The sequence below is a fragment of the Sphingobium vermicomposti genome (assembly GCF_011762025.1).
In the GTDB taxonomy this organism is placed as follows: Bacteria; Pseudomonadota; Alphaproteobacteria; order Sphingomonadales; family Sphingomonadaceae; genus Sphingobium; species Sphingobium vermicomposti.
Genome location: NZ_JAASQR010000004.1, coordinates 270,421 through 297,420 on the forward strand (window position 1 = coordinate 270,421; position 27,000 = coordinate 297,420).

The window sequence follows — 27,000 nt, forward strand, 5'->3', positions numbered from 1 at the left end:
AGGCCGCCCGCTACTGGGATTGAATGTGACTTTCTGTGTAGGGCTCCACATAGATCAGACTTGCCACAGGAGTAGGAGGCTGCGCTAGGCTTCACTCAAAGGGGGTCATATTTTCCTGGGCTATCTTTGTCCTAGACCTAATGTCGGCTGAAAATCCTGCGCTCCGGTCGAGCAAGTCGCATAGATTGTAGAGGACAAATCCCACGCCAAACTGCGATTTTCATAGAGCAAGGCTATTGTCCTACAGAGGTCCTCTACGGCCCGGCGGTTTCCTCTACGAGGTAAGGCGGCTTTCCCGATTAGCTGCCGGTGACCCGTCATCCTGAAGTCCGCAAACGGCGCCATAATTTGCAGCGTGATTGAATGACCGACTTCGACGGTCAGGGGAAGCGCTACAATCGTCCCATGTTGGCGATGTCGCCGCATGACCTAAACGGCGGCACGCGACCAATTTACGCCGTTCCGGTAAGGCTACAGGTATGTCGGCTTACGCCGGAAACCGGTCACTTGAAAGTTTGACGGCTGCTGGTCGGCTAAAGCGCCGTTCAGCCATGAGCGTCGGATTTGTAACTCTCCAAGCGGCAGTTCGTTCGTATTCTAATTTCATAGCAAATCGCGCAGCCGCCCTGGTCGCAGACGATCTCCAGCCGTCCATCAATTGAAAAGACTGAAAATTTCTCTGTGCCGTGGCTAGCCAACAACGACACCTCCACCTATGAGCTAATGCGAATCGGTCGCATTTAGTGCGTTCTGGCTTGTAATCGGGGGTGTAGATGGCTTCACATAAAATTGTCCGGCGCTTTCTGGCCTCGGGCGCTTTGGCCACGCTGGCGGTGGGATCAAACGCCGGGGCTGTGGAGGGCAGCCCATCTACTGACGCCGCACCTACAGCGGAACGTGCGCACACCGATGAGTCTATTGTTGTCACGGGCATCCGCCTTGTCGATACCTCGATCAGCGCGACCAAGAGCAACACGCCGCTTGTGGAGACGCCGCAGTCCATCTCCGTCGTCGACCTGGAGGACCTGCGGGCCCGCAGTGTTTTGTCGCTGGGCGACGCATTGACTTACACAGCGGGCGTCTTTGCTAACACCAAGGGCGTGACCTATGGCGGTGATGCTTTGGCCATTCGCGGCTTTGGCAACGACGGCACTACCGGCGCCGCGCCCAACACTTATATCGACGGACTGCGGCTGGGTGGCACGGGCTATGTCAGCGGCGGCTTCGACCCCTACCTCTACGACCGGATCGAAATCGTCAAAGGCCCTGCGTCCGTGCTGTTCGGCCAGTCGGTGCCCGGCGGCCTGGTCAACATGGTGAGCAAGCGGCCAAAGGACGAGTTTGGCGGTGAGCTGCTGCTTCGCATTGGTTCTTTCGATCGCAAGCAGGTGGGGATAGATGTGACAGGCCCCCTCACTGCATCGGGCGACGTGACGGCGCGGATCGCCGGCACATGGTTCGAGACGGATGACATCTATCGTTTTTCCCACCGCAACCGCGTGCTCATCGCGCCGTCCCTGACCTGGAAGATCGGGGAAGACACCAGCCTGACCGTCCTGACCCACTATCAGGACGATGATTTTGACGGTTCCACGCTGAACTGGCTGCCGACTATCGGCACGGTCATCGACAATCCCAACGGCACCATCTCGCGGGAATTATTCACGGGCGACCCCAATTATCAGCGCTGGGATCGTGAGACGGCCTCTGCGGGCTACCAGTTCGAGCATCGTTTCAGCGATCTGCTGACCTTTCGCCAGAATCTACGCTATACCCACACCAAGCTCGATAACCGGAACATCTACATCAACCGGCTGCTGGCGGATCGGCGCACTGCGTCACGGCAGGTGTTCGGCCTTAAGGAATATGCCGACGACCTGACAATCGACAACCATGCCGCCTTCAGCTTCGCTACCGGAGCGGTGTCGCACAAGCTGCTGGTGGGTTTGGACTGGCAGAGGATGAAGAACGGGACCGACCGCGAGGTGATCCTGAATGGCCGCACGCTCGACGTCTTCGCGCCCGTATATTTCCAGACGATCGGGCCCCGCAATTTCTTCCGGAAGCAGGATTATCATCCGGAACAGACCGGTCTCTATGCGCAGGACCAGATTTCGCTGGGCGATTGGCGCCTGCTGGTGGGCGTGCGGCAGGACTGGGCATCGTCCAAGACCTATGACTATCCGACCAATCGCACACTCAAGACCAAAAACAAGGCTCTGACGACGCGGGTGGGGCTGCTCTACAAGTTCGACAATGGGCTGGCGCCCTATGCCAGCTTCTCCGAAAGCTTTGTTCCGCAATATGGCACCGACGCACGGGGCACGACCTTCGATCCGGAACGCGGCCGCCAGTATGAACTGGGCGTGAAATATCAGCCTGGCGATGGCAAGAGCATGATCACTGCGTCGCTGTTCGACCTGCGCCGCCGGAACTATGTGACGCCTGATCCTGACAATATCGGATTCGGCAAGCAGACGGGCGAGGTGCGGATGCGCGGCCTGGAACTGGAAGCCAATGTCGATCTTACGGCCGGGTTCAGCGCGGTGGCAGCCTACACGCTGCTCGATTCCCGCGTGACCAGCAGCAATGATACCGTGTCCGGCATCAACCCTGAGACTTTGGCGGTGGAAGCCCGGCGGCAACAGGGCCTGCGCCTGATGGCCGTGCCGCGCCACAATGCGTCGCTGTGGCTAAACTATGCCAGCCCGGTCGGAGTGATCATCGGTGCAGGCGCGCGCCATTCCAGCTTCACCTATGGCGACGCGGCGAATCTGTCGCGCGTGCCCGCCTTCACCCTGTTCGACGCCTCGTTGCGCGTCGATCTCGGCAAATGGGTGCCGTCGCTGGGCGGCCTGGAGCTGTCAGTGAAGGCGAACAACCTCTTCGACAAGACCTATGTGTCGTCCTGCGCTGGCATCGATCGCTGCTATTACGGACAGGCGCGCAACGGCACCATCGACTTGGCATGGCGCTGGTGAAGCAGCGCGCTCCCAGTCGGCGGGCGGTGCTGAACCGCATCGCCGCCGGGCTGGGTGGCGGCTATGCCGTGGCCGCGCTGGCCGCGTCCGGGCTGGCGGCCATGCTGCCGGGGTCGGCCATTGAGGCTGCGGTGACGGCACATCTGTTGGCCTATCTGCTGTTAGTGCTGGTGGCTCTTGCCGTGTTCGTGCCGCGCCGGGGCACGGTCGCATGGGCAATCGTCCTCCTGCCCAGTGCTGCCTTCCTGCTGGCCGGATGGTTGGGGGGCAGAGGGTGAAGGACGGTTTTCGTCAGACCATGGCCCTTGCGCACAGCTGGGCGGGGCTGTTTCCCGGCTGGCTGTTCTACGCGGTGTTCCTCACCGGCTCGCTGACCTATTACCGGCAGGAAATCAGCCAATGGATGCGCCCGGAATTGAGCGGCGCGGCGGTTGATCCACAAGCAGCCCTTCATGCTGTCGAACGGCTGCGTCAGGTCGGCGCCGATGCCCGGCTGTGGCGCATCGACCTGCCCAATGCGCGCAACCCGGTGACCGAGATTCTCTGGAAGGGAATGGAGGGCGGCTTCAGGTCCGAACAACTTGACCCGCGCACCGGCGGAGGTCTGCACGCTCGGGAGACAATGGGCGGCGATTTCCTCTTCTATTTTCATTTCGACCTGAACGCGCCGGGTCGGATCGGACGCTGGCTCATCTGCTTCGCTGCCATAGCGATGCTGGTGGCGATCATCAGCGGGGTCATCACGCATCGGCGCATCTTCGCGGATTTCTTCACATTTCGTCCACGCAAGGGACAGCGCAGCTGGCTGGACGCGCATAACGTCGCGGGCGTGGTGGCGCTGCCCTTCTACCTGATGATCAGCTTCACCGGTCTGGTGACGCTGACGAGCATGTTCATGCCCTGGGCGATCCAGCGCGCCTATCATGGCGACACGGCCGCTTATGTCCGCGATCTGGCGGGGCAGGGAATAGCAACTGCGGTGCCGCAAGCACCGCAAAAGAAGCGTCAGGTGCTTTCGGGCGAGGTGGTGGACCATATCGTCACGCGGGCAGAGAGTCTTTGGCGGGACGGTCGCGCCGGCCGCATCCTGGTCGATGATCCTGGGTCGAACCATGCCACGATCACAATGGAGCGTCGGGATGCCGACAGCATATCCTATGATCTGCCATGGCTGCGCTTCAGCGCCGATGGCCAGTTGGTCGCGCGCCATGATGGCGGCGGTCCGGCGGTGACGACGCAGGGCTGGCTCTATGGGCTGCATCTGGCCCGTTTCTCCGGGGCGGGCCTGCGCTTCCTGTTCTTCCTGTCTGGCCTGCTTGGCACGGCGATGATGGCGACCGGTCTGATCCTGTGGGTGGTGAAGCGGCGGCCGAAGGACGCCGCCCGCGCCCGGTCGACTGCGGCGGAGCGCACCAATGTTGCTGTGATCGCTGGCCTGCCGATCGCCATTGCGTCCCTGCTGCTGGCGAACCGGTTGTTGCCCTTCGGCCTGCCGGGGCGCATGGGGTGGGAGGCGTCGGCCTTTTTCCTGGCGTGGTTGGCGGCGCTCGTAAATGCCTTGTGGATGGCTCCCCCGCAGGCGTGGATATGGCAGGGACGATGCCTTGGGCTGCTGTGCCTCGCTGCGCCCATTTCGCAAATGGCCGTGCCGGGCAGTGGGCTGTTCGTGTGGATCGGCAGCGGCGACATGGTGCGTGCGTCGGTCGATATGGCGCTCATTGCGACCGGACTTCTGGCGCTGGGCGTGACGACACCAATGAAGATGCGGCGGAACGTGGTGACGGCATGACCGCCCTGTTCGCGTTCATTGGCATGTCGTGCCTGTGCCTTTCGATGACGCGGCATAAGCGCGATGTGTTGGGCCGCCCGTTATCGCCAACGCAGTCGCGCGGTTTGCGGGTCTTGGGCTGGGCCGTGCTCCTTCTATCCTTTGGCGTGGCGCTGCCGGACGGGGCGCTCGCCATCCTGCGATGGATCGGCGAATTGAGCCTCGCTGCGCTGGCGGCCGTGGCGATGAGCGCCCTTGTCTCGTCCCGGCGACGGCGGGCGGGCAGAAGGTAGCGCCGTCGCACATAGGGCATGGCAGCTTATCTTGGTTCGGCGCTGAGCGGTCAGTTAACAAACAGCCAGCATTTCCCGTTCCCTGCCGCCGTTTGCTCTTTTCCAGAACGTGCGGCATTGGGCCGGGAAGACGCCCTTTCGACGCAGGCCCCGGGAATGACGGCAATGTCCCAGACGCTGTGAGGTCGGCCCCTCGCGGGAGCGAGGAGCCGAGGGTTCAAATCTCAGTGTTTTCAGCAAGGGCAAGTGCGTCTTCCACATCGATACCGAGATAGCGGACCGTGTTCTCGATCTTGCTATGGCCAAGCAGTATCTGAACGGCACGAAGGTTGCCGGTTGCCCTATAGATGATCGATGCCTTTGTCCGGCGCAGGGAGTGCGTGCCATACTCACTTCGCATCAGACCGACCCCTGTCACCCATTCATCGACCAGCCGGGCATACTGGCGGGTGCTGAGATGCCCGTTGTGATCGACCCGGCTGGGAAAGACGTAGTCGTCCACCGTGCCGCCCCGCCGCTCGAGCCAAGCCAGCAAGCTAGCGCGAGCGTCTGGAAGCAGCTCGAACTGAACTGGTCGGCCTGTTTTCTGCTGCATGACGATCGCCCGCGTCCGGACTTGCCCGCCGCTGACAAGGTCGCCGATCTTCATCTGCACCAAGTCGCAGCCTCGGAGTTTGCTGTCGATCGCCAGGTCAAAGAGCGCCCGATCTCGCAAGCGGCGGCGCTGATTCAGGTAGAAGCGGATTTCCTATATTTGCTTCGGCTCGAGCGCGCGCTTCGCGCTCACAGTTCGTCCGGCATTTCAGACTTGGCGCTTGGTGACGGTGTGTTCGATTTCAGGCATCTCCATGATCGTTCTCCAATGGCCAGAACGGCCACATAAAGAACGCTTTTGGGTCTAACGGTCTGAAAATCCTCGGGGCCTATGCCAACCAAAGCCAGACGATACTCCGTTCCCGATGAACGTCCGGTACTGATTGAAGCTGCCGTTCGCGCCGGTTGAAGCGGTCCATCAGCATCGCGGCTACGTTCGGTCGTTCGAGGCCAACCGTTGTGTTCCCCAAAACCGGTCATCCATGCTCGCCAGGGTGGGGATCAGGCGGCTGGGGCGCCATCCTGGTCCCCAGCATCGTCTTCGTCCTCGTCGGGAACGTAAGTGAGGCCGAGTTCGGAGAACAGCGACTCCATTTGATCTCTCGATGGGGGCACCCACGGCTTCGCATTGGTGAGCATGTCCATGAACCCGTCGAGTTCCTCTTGTGAAGGCGGTTCCTGGTTGGGCGCGATCAAGCCGGTCTTCTCGATCAACTCGTCGATCGCGACCTTGAGCGTCTCGACCTCGTCGCGCTTGTATAATGTGCCGTTCTGCTCGGTCAGATCATCAATGGCGATTTGCATCTGGTGCAGCGCATGCGCGAGCGATTGCTTGCGGCGGTTATATTTGCCGCGCGCAGAGCCCTTTGGATTCTTCGTGCCGCCCGCCCGCCCGACAGCGTTTTCGGCGATTAGGCGCTTAAACATGTCGATTGGGTCTTCGTCCATTTTCTAGAACCTCGTCTTCACTGGCTATTCGGCGATTTGCCGCTGACCCGACCTTAGGCGCTGCGTTGCTGACCTGTCATTATTCATCGGGTTAACCTGATCGGTATTGGCTGGCTGCACAACCGCTTCAGGAATTACCGACAAGTGCCAGTCTTTCGTCGGCGTTGTGCCAGCGCCTGAAAGCCGACATGCTACGGTGGCCTGTTATTCAAAAAACGGTTAGCTACAGCCCCACGCGATGGGGATGAAAAGGGGGTGAGTAAGTTGGTTTTTGATTTTTCGAAACTGGGAAGCGCAAAATCGAAGCAGGCTCCCACGGACCCTATCAGAATTTTCGAATCTCTTCCCAGCTTGAAAGGAACGCCCAACGATCTGTGGCGTGGTCAGGATCGGGCGCTCTCCGGCTGGAATAATGTTCGGACCATCCGACCGAGGCGAAGACGCTCGTCCATATTTATCGCCGCTATCTTGCGCTGCCCTCAGTCATGGCCTTGCTCGATGAGCTCAGGGCAGAAGAGATCTTCAACCGGCCGCAGCGGAGCGGTGGGGAAGCGCAGCCGTTCGTTCGCGGACCGCTGCACTATCTGCTCTCCAACCCCACCTATCTCGGCAAGGTTCGGCACAAGGATCAGATCTACGAAGGCCAGCATGAGGCCATCATTGACCAGGCATTGTGGGACGCGGTGCAGGAAAAGCGCAAGGCGGCGATCGGCATCAAGCGCGAGCGGGGCAATGGCCAGCATGGCAGTCTGCTCACCGGTATGATCCGCGATCATCTCGACCGGCCGATGTCGCCCAGCCATGCGGTCAAGAAGCAGCGGCGCTACCGCTATTATATTTCCAGCATGGCATCCGCCGTTGATGATGCTGACATGAAGGCTTCCGCGCTTCGTCTGCCGGCCGCGGAACTCGAGCGGGCAGTGATAGATGCGACTAGCAGCCTGTTCGCCGATAATCGGACGATCATGGCGTTACCCCAGGTGGAAGCACAGGTGGTCCTTCGCCGTGGCCACGCCGCGCAGGCGCTCGCCGCGAAGATGGAGAAGGCGAACAAAGCCGAGTTGCAGCAACGGCTTCAATCCTTGGGGCTGACGATCCGCGTCCATCCTGATAGGATCGAGGGCTCGATCAGTCAGCGCCTGCTCGTTGGGTTGCTGGATAAGGCGACGCCTGCGACCGAGGATGATGGCATTCGCTTGCCTCTGGTCGTTCCCACCAAGCCCGATCGACGCGGTCATAATCTGAGGCTCGTGCTGCGACCGGAAAAGGATCGTCCACCCAAGGTCAATCCGACGCTGGTTGCGCTGCTAGCGAAGGCGGAAGACGCACGGCAGCAGCGCTTTGCTGATGGCCATGCCTCGTCGCGCGATCGCAAGCTCGAGCGAGTTGCGCGTCTTGCCTTCCTCGCGCCTGATATCGTGAACGCGATTCTTGAAGGGCGGCATCCGCCAGCTCTCACCACCCGGCGCATGATGCAGCTGCCGCGCATCCCGCTTGAATGGCAAAGCCAACGCAAGGCGCTCGGCTTCTAACGACCCTTCTTCAAAAATCCGGTACCACTTGGAAAGGCCTCGTGAGACGCGGGGGCCTTTTTGTGATTCTAGCGCACGAAATCCCCGTCTCTGTGTATCAGGCCGTTCCGACCACCGCCGAAAGCGCGCGGAACCGCGCCATTTGAGGCCGGACCGCAGACCATGGCCGAAAGTAGTTGAACATTAAGGATAGTTGGCTGGGGCGGCAGGATTCGAACCTGCGCATGGCGGCATCAAAAGCCGCTGCCTTACCGCTTGGCGACGCCCCAGCATGCGCACGGACTGGCCGGCGCGGTTCGCCATATAACGTCTGCCGCGCGAAAGGAAAGTCTGGTCATGACCTTCTATGCCAGCCAATATGCGTACCTTCGAACCTCCCGTTCTGGAAATGACCGGCATGACCGCAAGCAGTTCTACCATATCGTCTTCATCGACACAGGTTACCCCGGCTTCTCCGTTGTTTTTGCGGGAAAATGAGATTCGCCGGGGGATCGAGATGCTGTATTTCGGTTATTCGGCGCTGACCCGTTCCATTGATGAGGGGCTGGCCGCGCAGGGGTTGGGCCGGGCGCATCACCGCACGCTCTATTTCATCTCGCGCCAGCCGGACCTGGCCGTCAAGGACCTTCTGCGGTTGCTTGCCATTACCAAACAGTCGCTGGGGCGGGTGCTGACCGACCTGATTGAGCGTGGCTATATCGAATCGCGTCCGGGCCCCAACGACCGCCGGCAGAAGCTGTTGCGGTTGAGTCCGGCAGGGCAGGAGCTGGAAGCCGAACTGTTTCGCGCGTTGCGGGAAAAGATGGCCGCTGCCTATGCCCAGGCGGGGCAGGGGTCGGTCACCGGCTTTTGGCGCGTGCTGGAAGGTTTGATCCCGGATGCCGATCGGTCGATGGTGTTCGGCCTGCGCGGACGTTAAGCGCGCCGGAAACGACGTGCAGAACGACTGGGACGAGGGGCGTGATTTCCTCCAATCGGCGTCAGGAGCGGGAGAAGGAGGGCGCGCGCTTTTCGAAGAATGCGGCAAAGGCTTCCTGCGCCTCGGCAGATTCCAGCATTTCGCGAAACAACTGCGCTTCTTCGTCGATACGTTGCAAAATCTGGGTCCGGTCGCCCCTCATCAGCCGCCGTGTCGCCGCGATGGCATGGGGCGGTTTGGCGAGCAGCGCCGCAGCCTTGGCTCGGGCATGGTCCAGCAGGCTTTCGGTCGGGACGATGGCGCTAAGAAGCCCCGCGCGGTCAGCGGTCTGGGCATCCATCGGTTCGCCTAGTAACAGCATCGCCGCCGCGCGGGCGTGGCCCAATGTCGCGGGCGCGAGCAGGCTGGAACCAGCTTCGGGCACAAGACCCAGATTGACGAAGGGCATGATGAAGCGGGCATCTGGAGCCGCATAGACCAGGTCGCAGTGGAACAGCATGGTTGCGCCGATCCCGACCGCCAGACCCTGAACCGCAGCCACCACAGGCTTGTCGAATGCCGCAATGGCGCGAATGAAGGCGAAAGCGGCTTCTCCACCCTGCGGTCCCTGAGCGAAATCCTTAAGGTCGTTGCCAGCGCAGAAGGCGTCGCCTTTCCCCGCGAACAGCACCGCGCCAATGTCGGACCGTGTCGAACATGCGGCAAGGGCGGCCGTCATCTGCCGATACATGTCGGCGGTCAGCGCGTTCTTCTTGTCGGGGCGATTGATGATGATTTCCATCAGGCCATCCCGTTCGCCCCATTCAATCTCTTCGCTCATTCGGTGTCCCGTCCTTTCATCCTGCCTTACTAGAGCTATCGGCCATCCCGGCGTCTATCCTTTTCCGTCGATCACCCTTACAGCCGCGTTGATGCGCCGTTTACGGGACCTGTTCGACCCCTTCCTGCTGTTGCTGATCAGCATGGTCCTGCTAGCGTCGTTCCTGCCGGCGCGGGGCCATGGTGCCGATATCCTGTCGGTGGCAGCCGACGCGGGTATCGTCCTGCTGTTCTTCCTGCACGGCGCGAAGCTGTCGCGGGACGCGATATGGAACGGGGCAAAGGCGTGGAAGCTGCACCTGGCGACGCTTGGCACCACCTTCCTGGTCTTTCCGCTGATCGGGCTGGCGATGGGGCATGTCGACGCCATTCCCTTGCCGATGCGGGCGGGGCTATTGTTCCTGACGTTGCTGCCTTCGACCGTTCAATCGTCCATCGCCTTTACCGCGATCGCGCGTGGCAATGTGGCGGCGGCGGTGGTCAGCGCGTCCTTTTCCAACCTGCTGGGCATCATGCTGACACCGCTGCTGGTCGCATTGCTGATGGACAAGGGCGGGGGAGGCGGGCTTGTTTCGCTGTCGTCGATAGAAAAGATCGTGCTGCAATTGCTGCTGCCATTCCTGCTGGGGCATTTGAGCCGCCCGCTGATTGGCAGTTTTGTGGCACGGCATCGCGCGATGTTGGGGCGGGTGGACCGGGGTTCCATCCTGCTGATCGTCTATTCGGCCTTCAGCGCGGCGGTGGTGGAAGGATTGTGGCAGAAGGTTTCGCAGATGGAACTGGCGCTGCTGGCGGCGCTGTGCGCCATCATTTTGGTGGCGGTGTTGCTGTTCACATGGGGCCTGGGGCGCGTGCTGGGCCTGCCCCGCGAAGATGCGGTCGTGCTGCAATTTTGCGGGTCGAAAAAGAGCCTGGCGACCGGGGTGCCGATTGCCAGTGTGCTGTTTCCGGCAAGCCTGGCAGGGCCGATATTGTTGCCGGTCATGCTGTTTCACCAGATTCAGCTCATGGCCTGCGCGCTGATCGCCCGGCATTATAGCGCAAAGATCGCCGCATCGGACTGACGCACCGGACAGTTGCTGTTTCTACGGTTCCAGCATGTCAGGGCCTGCCACCAGGCCGCCGCAGATCAGGCGGGCAACCTTGCAGACGAAAATCGAGCTGTCCTTGTCCACCCCATCATCGAAAAAGCAGCGTTGGGCCTCTTGCAGCACCATCTGCATCAATGTTTCCGCAGCGAACATCGTGTCTTGTGGAGGGATGAGGTCGCGTTCGACAAGGTCGGTGAAAAAGGCGTTGAGGGGATTGATATAGCGGTCGACCATCAATTGCTCGATGCGTGGCTTCACCTCTTCGAACAGGCTGGAATCCATCAATAGGATACGGCGCAACACGTGGGCGTGCGGTTCCGACATTTCGTCCAGAAGGATACCGATGAAAGCTCGCAGCCGACGTCGCCAGTCCGGTCCTTCGGGCATGACCAGCGGCGCCATCTCGAAATCCAGCATCTGGCGTAGGACCGAAAGCAGCAGCGCCGACATGTTGGGATAGCGCGCGTAGACCGTTTTGCGCGACAGGCCGGATGCCGTGATCAGGGCATTCATCGTCACCCCGCTGCTATGCTGGATCAGCATTTGCATGGCCGCATCCATCAAGCGTTTTTCAATGTCGCCTGCCTCCTCCCGCCGGGGGCGGCCGGGTCTTCGGGCGGTGGGAGCATCCGTCATAATCCCGATATAGAAAATTTCGCTGATAAAAGAAACAGTCTTGTTTCCTTTTTTCGGCGCGCCTATTCCGGGTCGAAATCAGCGCCTTTTGCGCGACGCGGAGCTGCCTCTTGTCGATTGCCCGTTTCCATCTTTGCCTTGTTGCCGCAACTGCGATGGCTGTGGGCGGCTGCGCGCCGGGCATCAAGCTTGACAGGCCACAGATTGCGCTGCCGACGGCTTATGAAGCAACGCCGGGGGCTGCGGCTGATCAGGTGGCGCTCGACCGCTGGTGGGACAGGTTCGGCGATGCGCAACTGGTTGAACTGGTCGATCGCGCCCTGGCCGACAGCACCGACGCCCGAACCGCCTATTTCCGTTTGAGGGAGGCGCGGGCAATACGCGACCAGTCGCTGTCGCAACGCCTGCCGACCGGCAACGTGACCGGCTCGGCCCGGATACAAAGCGGGGAGCAGTTCAGCGGCGCGGACCTGTTTGGTACGACCCTTACCAGCAAGACCTATTCTGCTGCATTTTCGCCTTCGTGGGAAATCGACTTGTTCGGTCGGCTGGCGGCAATTGGACGGGGCGCGCGGGCCAATTATGTGGTCGCGGCCTATGATTACCACGCAGCGCGGATCAGCCTGGCGGCGGATGTGGCGAGCGCGCTGTTCGATGCGCGCGGGCTGCTGGTGCAACGTAACGATGCGACCGAAACACGTCGTATCGCAGAGGAACTGGCTGCCACGTCGCGGCTGGGGCTGGCGAGAGGCCTTGTGTCGGGCGCGGACACCGCTCGACTGGAAAGCGACGTTGCGACCGCGCGGGCGGAGGTCGTGCGGCTGGACACGGCGCTGCATAACGCCAAAAGGTCGCTGCTGGTGCTGACGGGCAGGGCGGACGCGCCCACCGACAGCCTGGGGATCGAGGCGCAGCTAGACGCGCCTCCCGCCGTCCCAGCCACCTTGCCCGCGCTGCTGCTGACCCGCCGCCCCGACATATTGTCGGCGGAGGCGCGGGTCGCCGCCGCCACGGCACAGGTGAAGGTGGACAGGCTGGCGCTGTTCCCCCAACTGACCCTGCAAGGCAGCGGCAGTATCACGCACACGGTAGGCGCGCTGGGCGGCACGAACGGCCTTTGGTCGCTGGCGAGCGGCATCACGCTGCCCATCCTCGACCGCCCCCGCTTGATGGCCCGGCTGCGCGCGACTGAGGCGCAGGGGCAGCAGGCAGTCGTCGCCTATGAAGCGGCGGTGCAGGCGGCCTTCCGCGATGCCGACATCGCATTGTTCACGGTGACCAACGATCGCCCCCGCCTGGCGGACCTGACCCGCGCGGAGGAGCGCAGCCGTTTCGCCTTTGACGCGGCGCGGCGCGGCTATGGCATCGGGCTGACCGACCTGACCACCCTGTTGCAATCCGAACGCACCTGGCGCGCCGCGCGCACCGCGCTCACTATCGCGCGGGCGCAGGCGTTGACCAATGTGGTGAGTGCATTTCGGGCGCTGGGTGGAGGGTGGAACCCTGCCGCGCCCGCCACCGCGCCGGGCCATCCGCCGGTGCCGCTGCCAATCGCGGCTGAACAGCCTTCGACCTCGACATCCCCCCTTTCATGAATTTCGCCCAGGGAAAGCCCGTGACGCATAAGCCGCTTCTTGCCTTCACCGCAGCCGCGCTGGCAGCATTGCAGATGCTTGCCGCTTGCGGAGATGCGGAAAAGAAGGTCACGCCGCCGCCGCCCACCGTCACGGTGGCGCAGGTTCAGGAAAAGTCGCTGGATGGCGGATTTACCGCGTCCGGTCGTCTCATCCCGCGTGAAGAAGTGGCGATTGCGCCGGAACTGTCGGGCTTCCGTATCGCGCGCGTGCTGGTGGAAGAAGATGCCGACGTTCGCGCCGGGCAGGTGCTGGCCGTGCTGGACGATGCCCTGCTGGAATCGCAGATCGCGCAGGCGCGCGCCACTTTGGCGCAGCAGCAGGCGCAAGCGGACCAGGCCAAGGCAGAAGCACGGCGCGTCGTCGGACTGGATAATAGCGGCGTGCTGTCGCAGGAAGCGATCGAGCAACGCCGCAACGCCAACCGGACCGCGGCGGCGGGCGTGGAGGTGGCGCGCGCGCAGCTCAATGACCTGCTTACCCGGCAAAAGCGCATGGCGGTTCGCACGCCCGTGGCTGGTCGCGTGCTGCAACGCTCCGCGCGACCGGGCGATGCATCCTCGACAGGGCAGGTAATGTTCACCATCGCGCGGGACAATCTGATCGAACTGGACGCGGAAATACCTGAAGCATCGATGGGGACGCTGTCGATCAATGATCCGGTGACCGTGACGCTGGCCGATGGCACGACGCTGAATGGCCGGGTGCGGCTGTTGGGTGCGCGGGTGGACGATCAAACTGGCCTTTCGCGCGCGCGCATCGCGTTGCCGGTGCGGGATGATCTGCGCGCGGGCGGCTTTGCTCAGGCGCGCTTCGTCAAGGCGAGCGCCCCGGTGACGACCGTTCCCGAAGCCGCCATCCATTATGACGCCGATGGCGCCTATATGCTGCTGCTGGACAAGGATGACCGGGTGAAGCGCGTCAATGTCCGCACCGGGCGCCGGGCGGCCGGCTTTGCCGAAATCCTGGCCGGTGCAAAGCCGGGCGCGCGGGCGGTGTTGAGCGGCGGGGCCTTTGTGCTGGAAGGCGACAAGGTTCGCATTGTACAGGGCAAGGCGGCGACCCGATGAGCTTTCAGATATCCGCCTGGTCGATCCGCAACCCAATTCCGGTCGTCTCGCTTTTCATCCTGCTGACGATTGCGGGCATCGTCGCCTATGTCGGCCTGCCCATCAAGCAGTTCCCCAATGTGACCGTTCCTATCGTGCAGGTGACGGTGACACAAAGCGGGGCCGCGCCGAGTGAGATGGAGAACCAGATCACCCGGCCCATCGAAAACGCGCTTAGCACGGTGTCGGGGGTCAAACATGTCAGTTCGACCGTGGTGCTGGGGTCGTCCGTCACCAATGTGCAGTTCGAACTGCACAATGATATGCAGAAGGCGACCGACGATGTGCGCACTGCGGTCGAACGGACGCGGGTGCAGTTGCCCCCCGGTATCGATCCGCCACTGGTCCAACGGCTGGACATCGATAACGCGCCGATCCTGACCTATGCGGTCAGCGCCACGGGGATGAGCGGGGCCGACCTTTCCCGTTTCGTCGACAAGGTCGCGGCGCGCGCGTTCCAGGCCCAGGACGGGGTCGCGCAGGTGATCCGCATCGGCGGCGCGACCCGCGAAATCAACGTCATCCTCGACCCTCAGCGGATGGCAGCGCTGGGCGTTACACCGCCGCAGATCAACAACGCGCTGTTCGCCTTCAACACGGACGAGGCTGGCGGGCGTGCGGGTGTCGGCCAGGTCGAACAGACCATCCGGGTGCTGGGTGCCACCAATGATGTGGATCGCCTGCGCAACGTCACCATTCCGGTGGCCGGTCGCTATGTGCGTTTGTCCGACGTCGCCGAAATCGGCGATGGCGAAAGTGAGGAGCGCAGCTTCGCCCGGCTCGACGGTCGCCCCGTCACCGCGGTTCAGATCAGCAAGACCAGCGACGTCAGCGACATCAGTGTCGAGGACAAGGTGATTGCGACCATCGAACAGTTGGAGGCGGAGAATCCCGGCATCAAGTTCACCCGGCTGGTGTCGACGGTCGATTCCACCCGCCGCACCTTTGCTTCGACCCAGCATGTCCTGGTGGAAGGCATCTTCCTGGCGGTGCTGATCGTCTTCCTGTTTCTGCGCAACTGGCGTGCAACCATCATCGCCGCCGTCGCCATGCCTTTGTCGCTGATTCCGACATTCGTTTTCATGGCGGCAATGGGGTTCAGCCTCAACAGCATCACCTTGCTTGCCCTCACGCTGGTCATAGGCATCCTGGTCGATGACGCCATCGTGGAAGTGGAAAATATCGAAAAGCGGATCGAAGCGGGGGAATCGCCCTATCGCGCCGCGCTGATCGGGGCGGATGCGATTGGCCTGGCGGTGATCGCGACCACCTTTACCATCGTCGCCGTGTTCGCTCCGGTGTCGCTGATCCCCGGCCAGGCGGGCCAGTTCTTTCGCGAATTCGGCCTGACGGTCGCAGCCGCTGTGCTGTTTTCACTGGTGGTCGCGCGCCTGCTGACGCCGCTCATGGCAGCCTATTTTCTAACGCCGCTTCATGATCGAAAACATCGACCGGACAAGGAACATAGCGCAATCTATGTTCGATATACCCGCATTCTCGACTGGATGCTGGCACGACGCTGGACTGCCATGGCCCTGGGTGCGGGCATTCTGGCCGTCTCGTTCCTGATGGCGGCGGCCACCCCTGTCGGGTTCCAGCCAATATCAAATCCCGGCTATCTCTATATCGCGGTGCAGGGCGCGCCCGGTGCTACGCGCGCTGATATGGAGCAATCGGTCGGTCAGGCAACCCGGCTGTTGCTGAAGGAGCCTGTGGTCGACACCGTGTTCGCGCAGGTCGGCAGTGGAGGCGATATGGGCGCGGGGACGATTACCGTCCTTCTGAAACATGACCGCGACATCACGACTGACGAGTTCCGCCAGGTCATCGGCCCCAAGCTGCGCGACGTTCCCGATGTGCGCCTGTCCAATCAGGGCACATTTGGCAGCGCAGCGGTGAACATCGTGCTGTCGGGCGAAGATGGTCAGGCGCTGGAGCGGGCCCAGAACGCCTTGCTGCGTCAGATGCGCGGCGTGAAGTCCATATCTGATCCGCGTCCCTCGCCGCCTCCCGCTGGACCCGAACTCATCGTGACGCCGCGCCCGGCGGAAGCGGCGCGGCTGAATGTCGATAGCCGCACGCTGGCGCAGGTGCTGCGCGTCGCCACCATCGGCGACATCGACGCCAACGTGGCCAAGTTGTCGGACGGCGATGAACGGGTGCCGATCCGCGTACGCTTGCCCGAAGGATCGCGGCAAAATCTGTCGGTCATTTCCGGGCTTCGCGTGCCGACGCTGGATGGAAACACTACGCCGCTGTCGGCCGTCGCGGATATCACGTTCCAAGCCGGACCGGGCAAGATCATCCGCTATGACCGCGAACGGCGCGTGTCGGTGGAGGCTGATCTGGTGTCCGGTCGCACGCTGGGCCAGGCGCTGGAGGAAATCGCCGCGCTGCCCGTGATGAAGAACTTGCCCAAAGGCGTGAAGGAAGCGCGCGAAGGAGATTCCGAAGCGCTCCAGGAATTGTTTGGCGGTTTCATGATCGCCATCGCCGCGGGCATTGGCCTCACCTTTTCGGTGCTGGTGCTGTTGTTCAAGGGTTATTTCAAACCAGCCGTCATCCTGGCGGCGTTGCCGCTGTCGCTGCTGGGTGCCTTTGCAACGCTGCTGATATTCGGCAAGACGCTGGACCTTCCGGCACTGATCGGGTTGCTGATGCTGCTGGGTCTGTGCGCGAAAAACTCGATCCTGTTGGTCGAATTCGCAATCGAGGATGAACGTCGCGGCGTGCCGATGGGTGAGGCGCTGCGCAATAGTTGCCGTGAGCGCGCACGGCCAATTGTGATGACGACCGTCGCGATGGCGGCGGGCATGTTGCCGACGGCGCTGGGGCTGGGCGAAGGCGCGGAATTCCGCCAGCCTATGGCGCTGGCAGTGATCGGCGGCCTTATCAGCTCGACCGCACTGTCGCTGATCTTCGTGCCTGTCATCTACGAAATTGTGGACGGGTTCGAACGGTGGCTCTCGCCCAAGGCCGCACGGCTTGTCACGCCCCGCCAGCCCGGCGACGAGGACCCGGTGACCACCTGATCGTGGCGGGGGACGCCCATCATTTTTCGCGTGCTGCTTGGGAAGAGAAAAAGAAAATATCCTGCGATATTCATGATTTATATTACATTGAATAATATGAAATTTTTTATTCTAAATAAGTAATATGATGAATTGAGGTAATTTGTAATATAATATTACCATATATTATATAATATGTTGATAATATTTGTTTGATCACTTCTGCATTTGCGCAGTGCCGTGCTGTTCAACCGTAAAATATGAGTAATATATCAAAGGATATATCTAACTTATTCATGATATAGGCGACGTTAACCATATATATTTGTGGTTTGGCGACCCTCATTTTTTACAATCGCCGCATCACAACACGGGGAAACCGGATGATGCGAAGGTCGCCGCGTCGATTAATGAGGGATAGGACAGGCAGCGTCCTGATGATGGCGGCTGCCTCGATGCCGTTGTTTGTCGCTGCAGCCGGGCTCGCCACGGACACCGTGCAATGGACCTTGTGGAAGCGCCAGATCCAGCGGCAGGCCGACTCGGCTGCGCTGGCTGGTGCCTATGGCCTGGCGCAAGGCTTCAGCGCTTCGGCTAGCGCAACCTCCGACATCGGTCAGATGCCGCTCATTACGCTGTCGCAGACGCCGGTTATCGAAAATGCCCCGACCGCTGGGGCCTATGCCGGGAATGGCAAAGCGGTGCGCGTGGTTCTGCAAACGATGCAAGAACTGCCCTTTTCAAAGATGTTGGGTATCACTGCGCCGGTCATAACCGGCGAAGCTACGGCGGCTGTCGTCAGCCAGGGCGAATATTGCGTCGTATCGCTGGAACAGACTGCGGCTGTGGGCATAACCCTTCAGGGTAACGCCACCGTAAATCTGGGCTGCGGCATCATGACCAATTCGCGCGCGGCCAACGCGGTCAATGCAGGGGGCAGCAGCACCGTCAAGGCCAGCCCAGTAGCAGCGGTCGGCGGATTGCAGACCAGTTCCAACTATGATGTTTCCACCACCTTGCTTCCCTATAGCGTTCCCGAAGCCGATCCTTATGCCATATTGCCTACGCCCAGCCCGTCGGGCTGTACGGGCAAGGTCAGCGTTAATCCGCATGGAACGAAGTCGGTTAGTCCCGGCTGCTTCAAGGGGTTCGACGTCAAGGGTACGCTCAACATGGCGCCGGGGGTCTATTATGTCGACGGCAGCAGCTTCAGCGTCGGATCGCAAGCGGTGGTCAGCGGCGCGGGCGTCACCATCATCCTGACGAGCAGCAGCGCGTCCACCAACCCGAACCAGATCGCGACACTGGACATCAATGGCGGCGCAACGATCAATCTGACATCCCCGCAAAGCGACACTTATTCCGGTGTCCTTTTCTACCAGGACCGGAGAGCGCTTGATTCAGGGACGAACAAGGTCAACGGCAATGCCAGTTCCTCCTTCCAGGGTGCCTTTTATTTCCCGTCCCAGGCGCTGGAGTTTAGCGGCACGTCCGGCATGACGACGAAATGCGTGAAAATGGTCAGCAGGCGCGTCACCTTCATCGGCAATAGCACGATCCAGAATGAGTGCGACGACTATCCCGGTGCGAAGGATCTCCCCGCCACGATCGTCAGGCTGGTGAGCTGACGATGACGGTGAAGCGGTCCTTCGGCACGCTGGGTTCCGATAGCTATGGGACAAGCACGATCGAATTGGCGATCATCGTGCCCGTCCTGGCCCTGATGACGTTGATCGCGGCGGACCTGGCGATGGCCTTCAAAATGAAGATTGGCCTGCAAACCGCGGCAGAGCGCACAGCGCAAATGGCGACCAAGGGCGGCTATAACAGTCTGGCCTATCAAAATCTCGTGACGGATGCCGCGAATGCGGCTGGCGTTCCAACCAATGCCGTCACCATCACCGGCTCCCTGTTTTGCAACACTACGGTGCAGGCGTCGGCCGATGCAATCTGCCCTGCAGGCCAGCAGCTGAAACGCTATGTGGCGATCACCATTTCCAACACCTACCAGCCGATGTTTGCTGGTCTCCTTCCGCACGGCAACTGGGCGTCCGACCAAGGCGTTGCGCTCACAGGCTCGGCTTCGGTGCGGCTGCAATGATGCGCTTGTTCAGAAATCAGCGCGGCGTGTCGGCGATCGAATTCGCGCTTGCGCTGCCCCCTTTCCTGGTTCTGGTGATGGGGGCGATTCAGCTGGGTGTCATCGCCAGTGCCCGCACTGGGCTGCAGCATGCAGTGGATGAAGGTGCGCGCTTTGCCACCATATATCCCCGGCCTTCCAACGCGGAAATCATAGCGCGCGTGACGTCCAGGGAATTCGGGCTCGATCCGGCCTATGCTCAAGCGCCGACAATCGTCCAGGGCACCGAATATTTCGTTCCCTACACCGAAATCAGCATGAGCTATTCCCGCCCGCTAAACTTCATTGTTTTCGAAACGCGTCCCCTGACAATCAGCTATACCAAGAGAGCTTATTAGGCCCCGACTTTCTGCTGGATCAGCCACCCCTTTTCCCAACCATTTGACCTATGGGCGAAATTCCGCTAAAACGGCGTTAGGGAAGAGCAGTGCGCTTTTGCAAGCTGCCCTGACCGAAAAGGCAAACTGTCGGCGACGACAGGACGCAAAACCTCCGGTCTCTGGTTGAGATAGCGGGGTTACCGAAACAGGGATGGAGCGATGAAGCGGCATTTGGTCTTTTTCTGACGGCGCGGATAATTACGACGCGCGCCTCGGCCCGGAAACAGGCCATTTTGCCAAAAAATGATTAGGTGTCCTCAGAACAGGCGGGAATGACGTGTATCTCGTCTCGCCTGATCAGGATGATTGCATCGCTTCAGTTTGCGTGGGGTAACTCGCGCTCATGAACCTCCCTCGGGTCGCACTTTGGGAGAGAAGCACGGCGTCCCGGTTCACGCCCCCCCGCTCCGAGACGCCGTGCTTCGCATCCTCCGATGACCGATGATGGCGGCGGTGCGAGGGGGCAGACCCTTCCCCGATCCTTGACAGCGGAGCGGCATGCCCGTTCAAATCCTCGCAAGCCGCTGTGACGGCAAGCATGGGGAGATAGAAATTTGCGTCCGCTTTGCCTTGATCATCTGACATTGTCGGACCTGACTGCGCTCGAACTGATCGACGTCGCTGCCAAAACCGGATGCGCCAGCGTCAGCCTGTTTATCAAGCCGCTGCCCCTTGGCCCTTATCGCGACCTTATTCGTGACAAGGCGGCGCGCGCGGACGTGGTCAGGGCGTTGCGTGATACAGGGCTGGGCGTCGGCATCGTGGAACCATTCATGCTGGACCAATCGACAGATTGGGCTGAGCTGCAGAGCATCGTCGAACTGACGGCCGAACTGGGCGGCAGGGTGAATGCACTGGGTTTCGATACCGACCCTGCGCGCCTGCGCGACGCCATGTGTCGGCTCGCCACCCTGGCCCAGGGGGCGGGCGTGAAGATGGCGATAGAGGCTTTCCCCCTGTCGGCGGTGCGCACCCAGGCAGATGCGCTGGACCTGGCATTGGCCGCAGGCGCGCATGTTGGCCTGTGCGTCGATACGCTGCACGTCATACGATCGGGCGGGAGCTGGGGCGATGTCGCAGCACTGCCACCAGAGCGTATCCTGCACGTCCAGCTAAATGATGGCCCGCTGGAACCGCCCAGCGACCGCTATCGGGAGGCGACGATTGCGCGCATGCCGCCGGGCGAGGGGGAGTTCGGCCTGGACGCGTTCATGCCGTTGATTCCACCCACGGCCACCGTGGCGGTGGAGGCTCCTTTCATCGCGCCAGAGGGCATGACTCCGATGGAACGTGGTCGAATCGTCGTGCAGGCTGCCCGCCAATTTGTGGACGGGATTTAAGCGCGCCCGGCCTTTGGCTGCCCAATGATTTATAGTTTGGCCACCCCGGTGACTGGCCGGTTGAGCTTTCTTTCACGCCAGACGACATAGTAGCCAGCACCGGCGATCAGCGCTGCGCCCGCTATCGTGGGGGCGGTAGGCACGGCCGCGAACAGGATATAGCCCCAGAATATCGCCCATAGCATTTGCACATAGTCGAACGGTGCCAGCACGGAAACCGGGGCGTAGCGGACGGCCGACGTCATCATGATCTGCGCGAAGCCCCCCACCAGGCCGCCGAGCAGCAGTGCGACCCAGACGACAGGTTCGTGGACCTGGAATACGAACGGCATCGGCAGCGCGGTCGCCGTCAAACATACGACATTGAACCAGAATACGGTTGCAGCCGCCCCTTCGGTCTGGCCGATCTGGCGAAGCGTGATGACGATAACGGCTGCTCCCAGGGCGGCGGCCAGGCCAATCGCAACGCCCGCCGTGGGCAGGTCCGACCCGCTTGGCTGAACCGCGATCAGCACGCCGACAAAGCCGATGCCGATGGCGCTCCAGCGGTGCCATCCCACCATTTCGCGCAGGACCAGCGCGGAAAGCATGGTTGCGAACAGCGGTGCTGAAAAGCTGATCACCGTGGCTTCCGCCAGGGGGAGCCGGGACAAGGCCATGAAAGTCAGGAACATGACGCCCAGGCCGAGGAAGCTGCGCGTGGCATGTGCGCCGGGGCGCTGCGTCCTGACGACGGAAAAGCCGCCCGACCACATGATCCAGGCGATGATGGTCGGCAGGGAGAACAGGTTGCGGTAAAAGAGTATCTCGACCGGGGCGACCCCATTTTCGGTCGCATATTTCATGGCGGCCATCATCGCACCAAAGGCGGTGACCGCGCCAAGGCGCAGGGCAATGCCGCGCGCGCGATGTTCGACAGGCGGGCCTTTATGGTCGCTGGCGCCCCTGTGTGGGTGCGGTTGTTGCGAAATCTGGTCCCGGCTGGACGAGGGGGGCATATCGGCTTTCAAGGGTTTCGGTTCATATTGATAAACCACCCTTCGCTTGGCACCTCAAGCCGATGACAGCAACGCCAAAGGAACAGGCCTATCGACGTTGCTGCCCATGGTGACGGTTGTCGAGCAATTCACATCAAGATGCCATGGTTCGCGCTATGTTGTCGAACCATGGCATCTAAAGGTCGCTCTCAGAAGCGCAGCTTATTCGATGCGATAGTCCTCCAGGATTGGTTCCTGCATTTCGTTCCACATGTCGACCAGCCGGAACGGCCAGGGACCCACGGGGCGACCCTTGCTGTTCTGATAATAGCTTTTCGATTTGGGATGGGTCCAGATCATGTGCTTCATCTGGTCATCGATACGCTTGTTGTGCCGGATGAAGGCTTCCTCCGTCACTTCAACCGTGCGTGCGCCACGAGCGATCATCTCATCGAGACATTCGATCATGTAATGGACCTGCGATTCGCTGACGATATTGATGCCGCCAGCATGGTTCGGGCCAGCATTGGGTCCGGTCGACAGGAAGTAGTTGGGGTAGCCGGGAATGGTCGTGCCCATATAGGCGCGTTCTTCCTCATCTGCCCAATCGACCGTCAGATCATGGCCATCGCGGCCTTTGATCTCCAGATCCTGCACAAGCGATGATGCGTTGAAGCCGGTCGCGCAGATGATGATGTCGAGCTTGTATTCCTTGCCATCCTTGGTGCGGATGCCGTCCGGCAGGATTTCCGCGATATGCGTGGTTTCCAGCGTGGTGTGCGGCTGCAGCAAGGCATCGTACCAGCCAGCGTCCATTACGACCCGCTTGGAAAAGATCGGGAAGTCGGGCGTCAGCTTTTCGATAAGGTCGGGCCGATTGGCGAGCTTGTGATGCATATGCGACAGCGCATATTGACGCATCCCTTCGTTCAGCGCCGACACGGCAATCCCGTCTTCAGGGTAGGACGGGTCCTTCACCACATTGGGATACAGGCCGTCAGCCGCGAACCAGAATACGCGGAAGCGGAACCATTCCTTGTAATGCGGGATATACCGCAGCGCCCATTTGACCGCCTTGGGTACTTCCTGCGTCACTTCGGGGTTGTTGATCATCCAATGCTTGGTGCGCATGAAAACGACCAGTTCGTCGACTTCCTTGACGATCGTGGAAACGATCTGCGCGGAACTGGCACCCGTGCCGATGACCGCGACCTTCTTACCCTTCAGGACGATATTCTCGTCATAATCTGCCGAGTGGGTGATGATGCCCTTGAAGCTGTCGATGCCCTTGATGTCGGGCAGGCTCCAGCGGTCGGTGGTGCCAAAGGCGTTGAATACGGCATTGGCCTTGATGACTTCGCGCTTGCCGGTCTTCAGATCCTCGATCGTGACGTTCCACACGGCGGCGGCGTCATCGAAAACCAGGCTGTGGACCATGGTCTGGAAACGGATATTGCGACGCACATCATATTTGTCGGCCACGGCGCGGAAATATTCGCGCATGTCCGCGCCATGCGGGTGATAGTGGTTCCATTCCGGGCTGATTTCAAACGAATAGGAATAGAAATGGCTGGGGGTGTCGACGCCCACGCCGGGATAGCGATTTTTCCACCAGGTGCCGCCGACCTCTTCATTCTTTTCGATGATCACATGATCGTAACCGGCACGCTCCAGTTCGATGCCGGCAAGGATGCCGGTAAGACCCGCGCCGATGACCAGCACCTTGAAGCCGGGAGGCGGGGGCGTGCGTTCAGGGTTTTCCTTGCGCGTGGGGCTGCGCACGAACCCGGCCTGTTCGATGACCATGGGGATGAATTCATCATCCACCGGCTCGCCCACGCCGGTGCTCATCATTTTCTTCATCAAGGCGATCGGCGGATCTTCCGACTTAGCCGCGCCTGGCGTCGTCAGCACGTAAATCAGCTTTTCGTGCAGGTCGTCGATACAGTCCTGCGGGGTCTGGTAATCCAGATTGGTATAGGGGGGATGGATGTGAGCCTTGAAGGTTTCCAGCATCGATTCATCATGCGTCAGATGGACATAGACCATCAGCAGCGTCTGGAGATTGGCTTCCTTCAGCGCCGCCCGCAGTTCCGGGCCGTCCGCGATCGGCAGGGGCCGAATGCCACTGTCGAGCATGTGCGGTGAAGTCGTTTTCATGTCCATATGTCTACCTCTTGTAGAAAAATATTGAGTAGGAAATCAGGCTGCGATCTAGTGTGGATGAGGTCGAGTCGACATCGGCAGTCTGATGAATTCTCGGTCGGTCATCTCAGGTCCTTTGGCCCCTTGTCATGCAACCTTGCACAACATCGGCCCCTTGCGCGCCAGACTATGTCGGCGGCAGGACAGTTTCAAGACTTTTCGACCGATGGTCGGAAAATCATTCAGCGCCGTGGTTGCGGATGCTGAGCCGGGTGACGGAAGCCGATTGTCATTCGGTTTCGTTCCAGTCATTCAGGAGTGGGATCACTGGATGGATGGTCGTGAAAGGGGAATGTAAATGGCCTTCACCGCTGGCAATGTGCCTGACCAAAATGGCCGTACTTTTCTGGTCACAGGTGCCAACACGGGCATCGGACTGGAAGTAGCGAAGGCGCTCGCGGCAAAGGGCGCGCGCGTCCTGATGGGGTGTCGCGATTCGGGTAAGGCGCACGCCGCCATGGACCATATCAAGACCGCGGTGCCGGGGGCGAACCTTGCCTATGTTCCGCTGGACCAGGCTGACCTGTCCAGCGTGCGCCACGCCGCTGAACAGGTCATCGCCGAACCGCGGCTGGACGTCCTGGTTAATAATGCCGGCATAATGATCCCGCCGCTGGCCCGGACGGCGCAGGGGGCCGAATCGCAGTTTGGGGTGAATCATCTCGGTACTTTCGCGCTCACATCCCTGCTGTTGCCCAAACTTGCCCAGACCGATGGCGCGCGGGTGGTCGTGACCTCCAGCCTGGCGCATCGGCAGGGACGAATGATGTGGGACAATCTCCACGCGGAGCATGGCTATAATAGCGGTCGCTTCTATGGTCAGAGCAAGCTGGCTAATCTGCTGTTCGTGCTGGAGTTGGACCGTCGGCTCCGCGCTGCCGGGTCGCCCGTGCGGGCCATCGGTTGCCATCCGGGTGTGGCGCTGACCGAATTGATGCGGCATCTGCCGTCATGGACCCAGCCATTGTTGCCGGTCATGCGACCGCTGTTCAATCCGGTGGTGGCGGCGGCTTGGCCAGCGCTCCAGGCGGCGACCGACCCGAATGCGGAAGGCGGCGGCTATTATGGACCGCAGGGTGGCTGGGAAATGCGGGGCGCGTCAGGCCCGGCGCGGGTTGAGAAACATTGCCACGATCTGGAGGATGCGCGTCGGCTGTGGGATATTTCCATCGAGTTGACGGGTGTTGATCAGGGTCTTGCCCCGGCCTGACAGGCGTAAGGCGGGGAGGGCGGAGTAAGCAGACCCCACCCTCCCCGGACGATCAGCGTTCTGCCTTGTCGGTGGCGTTGCGGGCGGCCAATTGGCGCGCGGCGGTTGCGGCGGCGTCGGTCGCCGTGACGATGCCGTCCTTGTCATTGTCCTGTTCGGCAAAGGCGCGCGCGCCCGACGCGTCATATTCGGCCTGCGTCATCTTGCTATCCTTGTCCTTGTCCAGAACGCCGAAGCGGACGTGGGCCTGGCGTATCTGGCGCTGCCGCTCTTCGGTTTTCTTTTCTTCACTGCGGTCGGACGCGGCGAGTTGCTGTTCCAGCCGGGCGCGATATTCGCCGACATATTCCTCTTCCGACAGCCAGCCGTCCGCATTGGCGTCGGTAGCCTTGAAACGGGTGTTCCGTTCGGCATCGAATTCGGCACGGGCAACCTGACCATCATGGTTTGCGTCATAATCATGGATGAAGGCAGACCCTTCATGCGGAGCAGCCATTGCTGCCGATCCGGTGACGGCCAACAGGGCGGCGGTCAGGCAAAACATCGTCTTCATATTATCTCCATCTGATGGAAGGGGCGCAGCGGTCAGGCCGCGTCGAAGGTGAGAGTGTAGGTGTAGCTGCGATAGGGTGTTTCAGCCCCGGCGGGCGCGGCCGCGCGATGGCGTACCAGGACCAGATAGGTGCCCGCATCCTCTGGCTTCAGAATGAAGCGACCGTCAGCGCCGCTTTTGACCTGCGCCGCCACTTTGCGCCCGTCATAAAGGCCCGCGCTACGGAACAGGGTGATGTCGGCATTGGCGAGCGGCTTGCCATCGAACAACAGCGTGAAGCTGGCATCCGATCCGGCGACGATGGCGTTGGGATGTGTCACCGCCTGAATTTCCAGCGCCTTGCCCAAGGGCTTCAGAACGGCGTCGGTTGGCTGGCCACGCGTCACATAGGCTTCGGCCAGGGTCATGCTTTGAACGTCGACCTGTTCCGCAGCGGCGGTCGCTTCGCTGCCTTCGCCGCGCATCTTCCATTCATTGCCCTGCCTGAACATCTTGCCCTTGCGCCCGGCACGCTGGCCCGTCGTCACGCGATAGGTGCCGTCAACGACAGTCGCCGCTTCAAATATGCTGAGGTCGCGCAAATGCGTGACTGGGCCTGGCGCGATATCCTTGCCGTCGGGACCGATCATATGGAACGGGGCATCGCGCATGGCGACTTCGGGCAGGAACGCCTCCTCCGCAAAGGCGGACTGGACGGTGACATGGTCGCCTTTGCCGATGTCGAACAGGGTCGGCAGCACATAGGGCATATGCGCCTGTGCAGCGGTAGCGCTAAGGGCGGCCAGCAAACCGGCGGCAAAACAATATTTCCCAAGACTCATGAAGAACCCCTTTCTGATCCGGCAGCTATATCTAATGAG

21 protein-coding genes, 1 tRNA gene, 2 pseudogenes and 1 riboswitch are annotated in these 27,000 nt (G+C 61.1%); of the genes and pseudogenes, 15 read left to right on the top strand and 9 right to left on the bottom strand.

The genetic code is table 11. The features are described from left to right. Positions 1–773: 773 nt before the first annotated feature. Genes FHS54_RS14620 through FHS54_RS14635 form a run of 4 tightly spaced genes read left to right on the top strand, consistent with a single transcriptional unit; the run spans position 774 to position 5,042 of the window. Positions 774–2,981, top strand: coding sequence for a TonB-dependent siderophore receptor (locus FHS54_RS14620; RefSeq protein WP_167304894.1), 2,208 nt, complete (start codon positions 774–776; stop codon positions 2,979–2,981). Next, entirely contained in the window at positions 2,978–3,259 is a 282-nt protein-coding gene (locus FHS54_RS14625) for a hypothetical protein (protein WP_167304895.1), read from the top strand. Before FHS54_RS14620 ends, FHS54_RS14625 begins: the two co-directional genes overlap by 4 nt. Next, positions 3,256–4,770, top strand: a complete 1,515-nt coding sequence (locus FHS54_RS14630) for a PepSY domain-containing protein (RefSeq protein ID WP_167304896.1) — start codon at positions 3,256–3,258, stop codon at positions 4,768–4,770. Before FHS54_RS14625 ends, FHS54_RS14630 begins: the two co-directional genes overlap by 4 nt. Beyond that, positions 4,767–5,042 (top strand): DUF3325 domain-containing protein, encoded by a 276-nt coding sequence (locus tag FHS54_RS14635; protein WP_167304897.1) that lies wholly within the window; start codon positions 4,767–4,769, stop codon positions 5,040–5,042. The genes FHS54_RS14630 and FHS54_RS14635 overlap by 4 nt, the downstream gene beginning before the upstream one ends. Positions 5,043–5,259: 217 nt before the next feature. On the opposite strand, the pseudogene FHS54_RS14640 reads toward FHS54_RS14635, so the two are convergent. Next, positions 5,260–5,829: pseudogene (locus FHS54_RS14640) on the bottom strand (tyrosine-type recombinase/integrase). Between the two features lie 308 nt (positions 5,830–6,137). Then, on the bottom strand, positions 6,138–6,584 hold the full coding sequence (locus tag FHS54_RS14645; protein ID WP_167304898.1) for a hypothetical protein: 447 nt from the start codon (positions 6,582–6,584) through the stop codon (positions 6,138–6,140). A gap of 437 nt (positions 6,585–7,021) precedes the next feature. Here FHS54_RS14645 and FHS54_RS14650 point away from each other — a divergent pair. Further along, positions 7,022–8,116 (top strand): annotated as a pseudogene (locus tag FHS54_RS14650) (recombinase family protein); the annotation flags it as partial. A 194-nt stretch (positions 8,117–8,310) separates the two neighbouring features. Here FHS54_RS14650 and FHS54_RS14655 read toward each other — a convergent pair. Beyond that, positions 8,311–8,385, bottom strand: a tRNA-Gln gene (locus FHS54_RS14655). 128 nt (positions 8,386–8,513) lie between these two features. Here FHS54_RS14655 and FHS54_RS14660 point away from each other — a divergent pair. Beyond that, positions 8,514–9,035 carry a MarR family winged helix-turn-helix transcriptional regulator gene (locus FHS54_RS14660; protein WP_167305175.1) on the top strand — a complete coding sequence of 174 codons (522 nt, stop codon included), beginning with the start codon at positions 8,514–8,516 and terminating at the stop codon, positions 9,033–9,035. A 61-nt stretch (positions 9,036–9,096) separates the two neighbouring features. Here FHS54_RS14660 and FHS54_RS14665 read toward each other — a convergent pair whose 3' ends face one another. Then, a complete protein-coding gene (locus FHS54_RS14665) occupies positions 9,097–9,855 on the bottom strand; it encodes an enoyl-CoA hydratase-related protein (protein WP_167304899.1) in 759 nt (252 codons plus the stop codon). A gap of 91 nt (positions 9,856–9,946) precedes the next feature. Between FHS54_RS14665 and FHS54_RS14670 the strand changes: the two genes are divergently transcribed. Continuing rightward, positions 9,947–10,918 carry a bile acid:sodium symporter family protein gene (locus tag FHS54_RS14670; RefSeq protein ID WP_167304900.1) on the top strand — a complete coding sequence of 324 codons (972 nt, stop codon included), beginning with the start codon at positions 9,947–9,949 and terminating at the stop codon, positions 10,916–10,918. Positions 10,919–10,939: 21 nt separating this feature from the next. Here FHS54_RS14670 and FHS54_RS14675 read toward each other — a convergent pair whose 3' ends face one another. Next, the gene (locus FHS54_RS14675; protein ID WP_341785981.1) at positions 10,940–11,581 is read right to left on the bottom strand and encodes a TetR/AcrR family transcriptional regulator; all 642 of its coding nucleotides are present in this window, start codon (positions 11,579–11,581) and stop codon (positions 10,940–10,942) included. A gap of 110 nt (positions 11,582–11,691) precedes the next feature. On the opposite strand from FHS54_RS14675, the gene FHS54_RS14680 reads away from it, so the two are divergent. The 7 genes from FHS54_RS14680 (at position 11,692) to FHS54_RS14710 (ending at position 21,195) form a co-directional block, all read left to right on the top strand. Next, positions 11,692–13,176: an efflux transporter outer membrane subunit gene (locus tag FHS54_RS14680; RefSeq protein ID WP_167304902.1), complete on the top strand. Its 1,485-nt coding sequence runs from the start codon at positions 11,692–11,694 to the stop codon at positions 13,174–13,176. A gap of 20 nt (positions 13,177–13,196) precedes the next feature. Continuing rightward, the gene (locus FHS54_RS14685) at positions 13,197–14,285 is read left to right on the top strand and encodes an efflux RND transporter periplasmic adaptor subunit (RefSeq protein ID WP_167304903.1); all 1,089 of its coding nucleotides are present in this window, start codon (positions 13,197–13,199) and stop codon (positions 14,283–14,285) included. Beyond that, the gene (locus tag FHS54_RS14690) at positions 14,282–17,356 is read left to right on the top strand and encodes an efflux RND transporter permease subunit (RefSeq protein ID WP_167304904.1); all 3,075 of its coding nucleotides are present in this window, start codon (positions 14,282–14,284) and stop codon (positions 17,354–17,356) included. The genes FHS54_RS14685 and FHS54_RS14690 overlap by 4 nt, the downstream gene beginning before the upstream one ends. Before the next feature lie 416 nt (positions 17,357–17,772). Next, entirely contained in the window at positions 17,773–18,963 is a 1,191-nt protein-coding gene (locus tag FHS54_RS14695) for a pilus assembly protein TadG-related protein (RefSeq protein ID WP_243855784.1), read from the top strand. 2 nt (positions 18,964–18,965) lie between these two features. Next, the gene (locus tag FHS54_RS14700; protein ID WP_167304906.1) at positions 18,966–19,436 is read left to right on the top strand and encodes a TadE/TadG family type IV pilus assembly protein; all 471 of its coding nucleotides are present in this window, start codon (positions 18,966–18,968) and stop codon (positions 19,434–19,436) included. Further along, positions 19,436–19,813, top strand: a complete 378-nt coding sequence (locus FHS54_RS14705) for a TadE/TadG family type IV pilus assembly protein (protein ID WP_243855828.1) — start codon at positions 19,436–19,438, stop codon at positions 19,811–19,813. Before FHS54_RS14700 ends, FHS54_RS14705 begins: the two co-directional genes overlap by 1 nt. Positions 19,814–19,923: 110 nt before the next feature. Continuing rightward, positions 19,924–20,000: riboswitch (cyclic di-GMP riboswitch) on the top strand. Between the two features lie 409 nt (positions 20,001–20,409). Further along, on the top strand, positions 20,410–21,195 hold the full coding sequence (locus FHS54_RS14710; protein WP_167304908.1) for a sugar phosphate isomerase/epimerase family protein: 786 nt from the start codon (positions 20,410–20,412) through the stop codon (positions 21,193–21,195). A gap of 29 nt (positions 21,196–21,224) precedes the next feature. Here the strand turns inward: FHS54_RS14710 and FHS54_RS14715 are convergent, their stop codons facing one another. Further along, entirely contained in the window at positions 21,225–22,205 is a 981-nt protein-coding gene (locus FHS54_RS14715; protein WP_167304909.1) for a DMT family transporter, read from the bottom strand. A gap of 189 nt (positions 22,206–22,394) precedes the next feature. Beyond that, a complete protein-coding gene (locus tag FHS54_RS14720; RefSeq protein ID WP_243855786.1) occupies positions 22,395–24,332 on the bottom strand; it encodes a flavin-containing monooxygenase in 1,938 nt (645 codons plus the stop codon). Between the two features lie 343 nt (positions 24,333–24,675). Between FHS54_RS14720 and FHS54_RS14725 the strand changes: the two genes are divergently transcribed. Further along, positions 24,676–25,587, top strand: a complete 912-nt coding sequence (locus tag FHS54_RS14725) for an oxidoreductase (protein ID WP_167304910.1) — start codon at positions 24,676–24,678, stop codon at positions 25,585–25,587. 52 nt (positions 25,588–25,639) lie between these two features. On the opposite strand, the gene FHS54_RS14730 is transcribed toward FHS54_RS14725, so the two are convergent. Both FHS54_RS14730 and FHS54_RS14735 read right to left on the bottom strand, forming a co-directional pair. Next, on the bottom strand, positions 25,640–26,140 hold the full coding sequence (locus tag FHS54_RS14730; protein WP_167304911.1) for an EF-hand domain-containing protein: 501 nt from the start codon (positions 26,138–26,140) through the stop codon (positions 25,640–25,642). Positions 26,141–26,172: 32 nt separating this feature from the next. Then, positions 26,173–26,961: a DUF4198 domain-containing protein gene (locus FHS54_RS14735; protein ID WP_167304912.1), complete on the bottom strand. Its 789-nt coding sequence runs from the start codon at positions 26,959–26,961 to the stop codon at positions 26,173–26,175. Positions 26,962–27,000: the final 39 nt, after the last annotated feature.

Coding starts and splice junctions, on each gene's coding strand:
- FHS54_RS14675 (WP_341785981.1), bottom strand. CDS start 11,581: ATGACGGATGCTCCCACCGCCCGAAGACCCGGCCGCCCCCGGCGGGAG.
- FHS54_RS14705 (WP_243855828.1), top strand. CDS start 19,436: ATGCGCTTGTTCAGAAATCAGCGCGGCGTGTCGGCGATCGAATTCGCG.
- FHS54_RS14670 (WP_167304900.1), top strand. CDS start 9,947: ATGCGCCGTTTACGGGACCTGTTCGACCCCTTCCTGCTGTTGCTGATC.
- FHS54_RS14620 (WP_167304894.1), top strand. CDS start 774: ATGGCTTCACATAAAATTGTCCGGCGCTTTCTGGCCTCGGGCGCTTTG.
- FHS54_RS14690 (WP_167304904.1), top strand. CDS start 14,282: ATGAGCTTTCAGATATCCGCCTGGTCGATCCGCAACCCAATTCCGGTC.
- FHS54_RS14635 (WP_167304897.1), top strand. CDS start 4,767: ATGACCGCCCTGTTCGCGTTCATTGGCATGTCGTGCCTGTGCCTTTCG.
- FHS54_RS14695 (WP_243855784.1), top strand. CDS start 17,773: ATGATGGCGGCTGCCTCGATGCCGTTGTTTGTCGCTGCAGCCGGGCTC.
- FHS54_RS14665 (WP_167304899.1), bottom strand. CDS start 9,855: ATGAGCGAAGAGATTGAATGGGGCGAACGGGATGGCCTGATGGAAATC.
- FHS54_RS14645 (WP_167304898.1), bottom strand. CDS start 6,584: ATGGACGAAGACCCAATCGACATGTTTAAGCGCCTAATCGCCGAAAAC.
- FHS54_RS14730 (WP_167304911.1), bottom strand. CDS start 26,140: ATGAAGACGATGTTTTGCCTGACCGCCGCCCTGTTGGCCGTCACCGGA.
- FHS54_RS14725 (WP_167304910.1), top strand. CDS start 24,676: ATGGCCTTCACCGCTGGCAATGTGCCTGACCAAAATGGCCGTACTTTT.
- FHS54_RS14660 (WP_167305175.1), top strand. CDS start 8,514: ATGACCGCAAGCAGTTCTACCATATCGTCTTCATCGACACAGGTTACC.
- FHS54_RS14720 (WP_243855786.1), bottom strand. CDS start 24,332: ATGAAAACGACTTCACCGCACATGCTCGACAGTGGCATTCGGCCCCTG.
- FHS54_RS14735 (WP_167304912.1), bottom strand. CDS start 26,961: ATGAGTCTTGGGAAATATTGTTTTGCCGCCGGTTTGCTGGCCGCCCTT.
- FHS54_RS14700 (WP_167304906.1), top strand. CDS start 18,966: ATGACGGTGAAGCGGTCCTTCGGCACGCTGGGTTCCGATAGCTATGGG.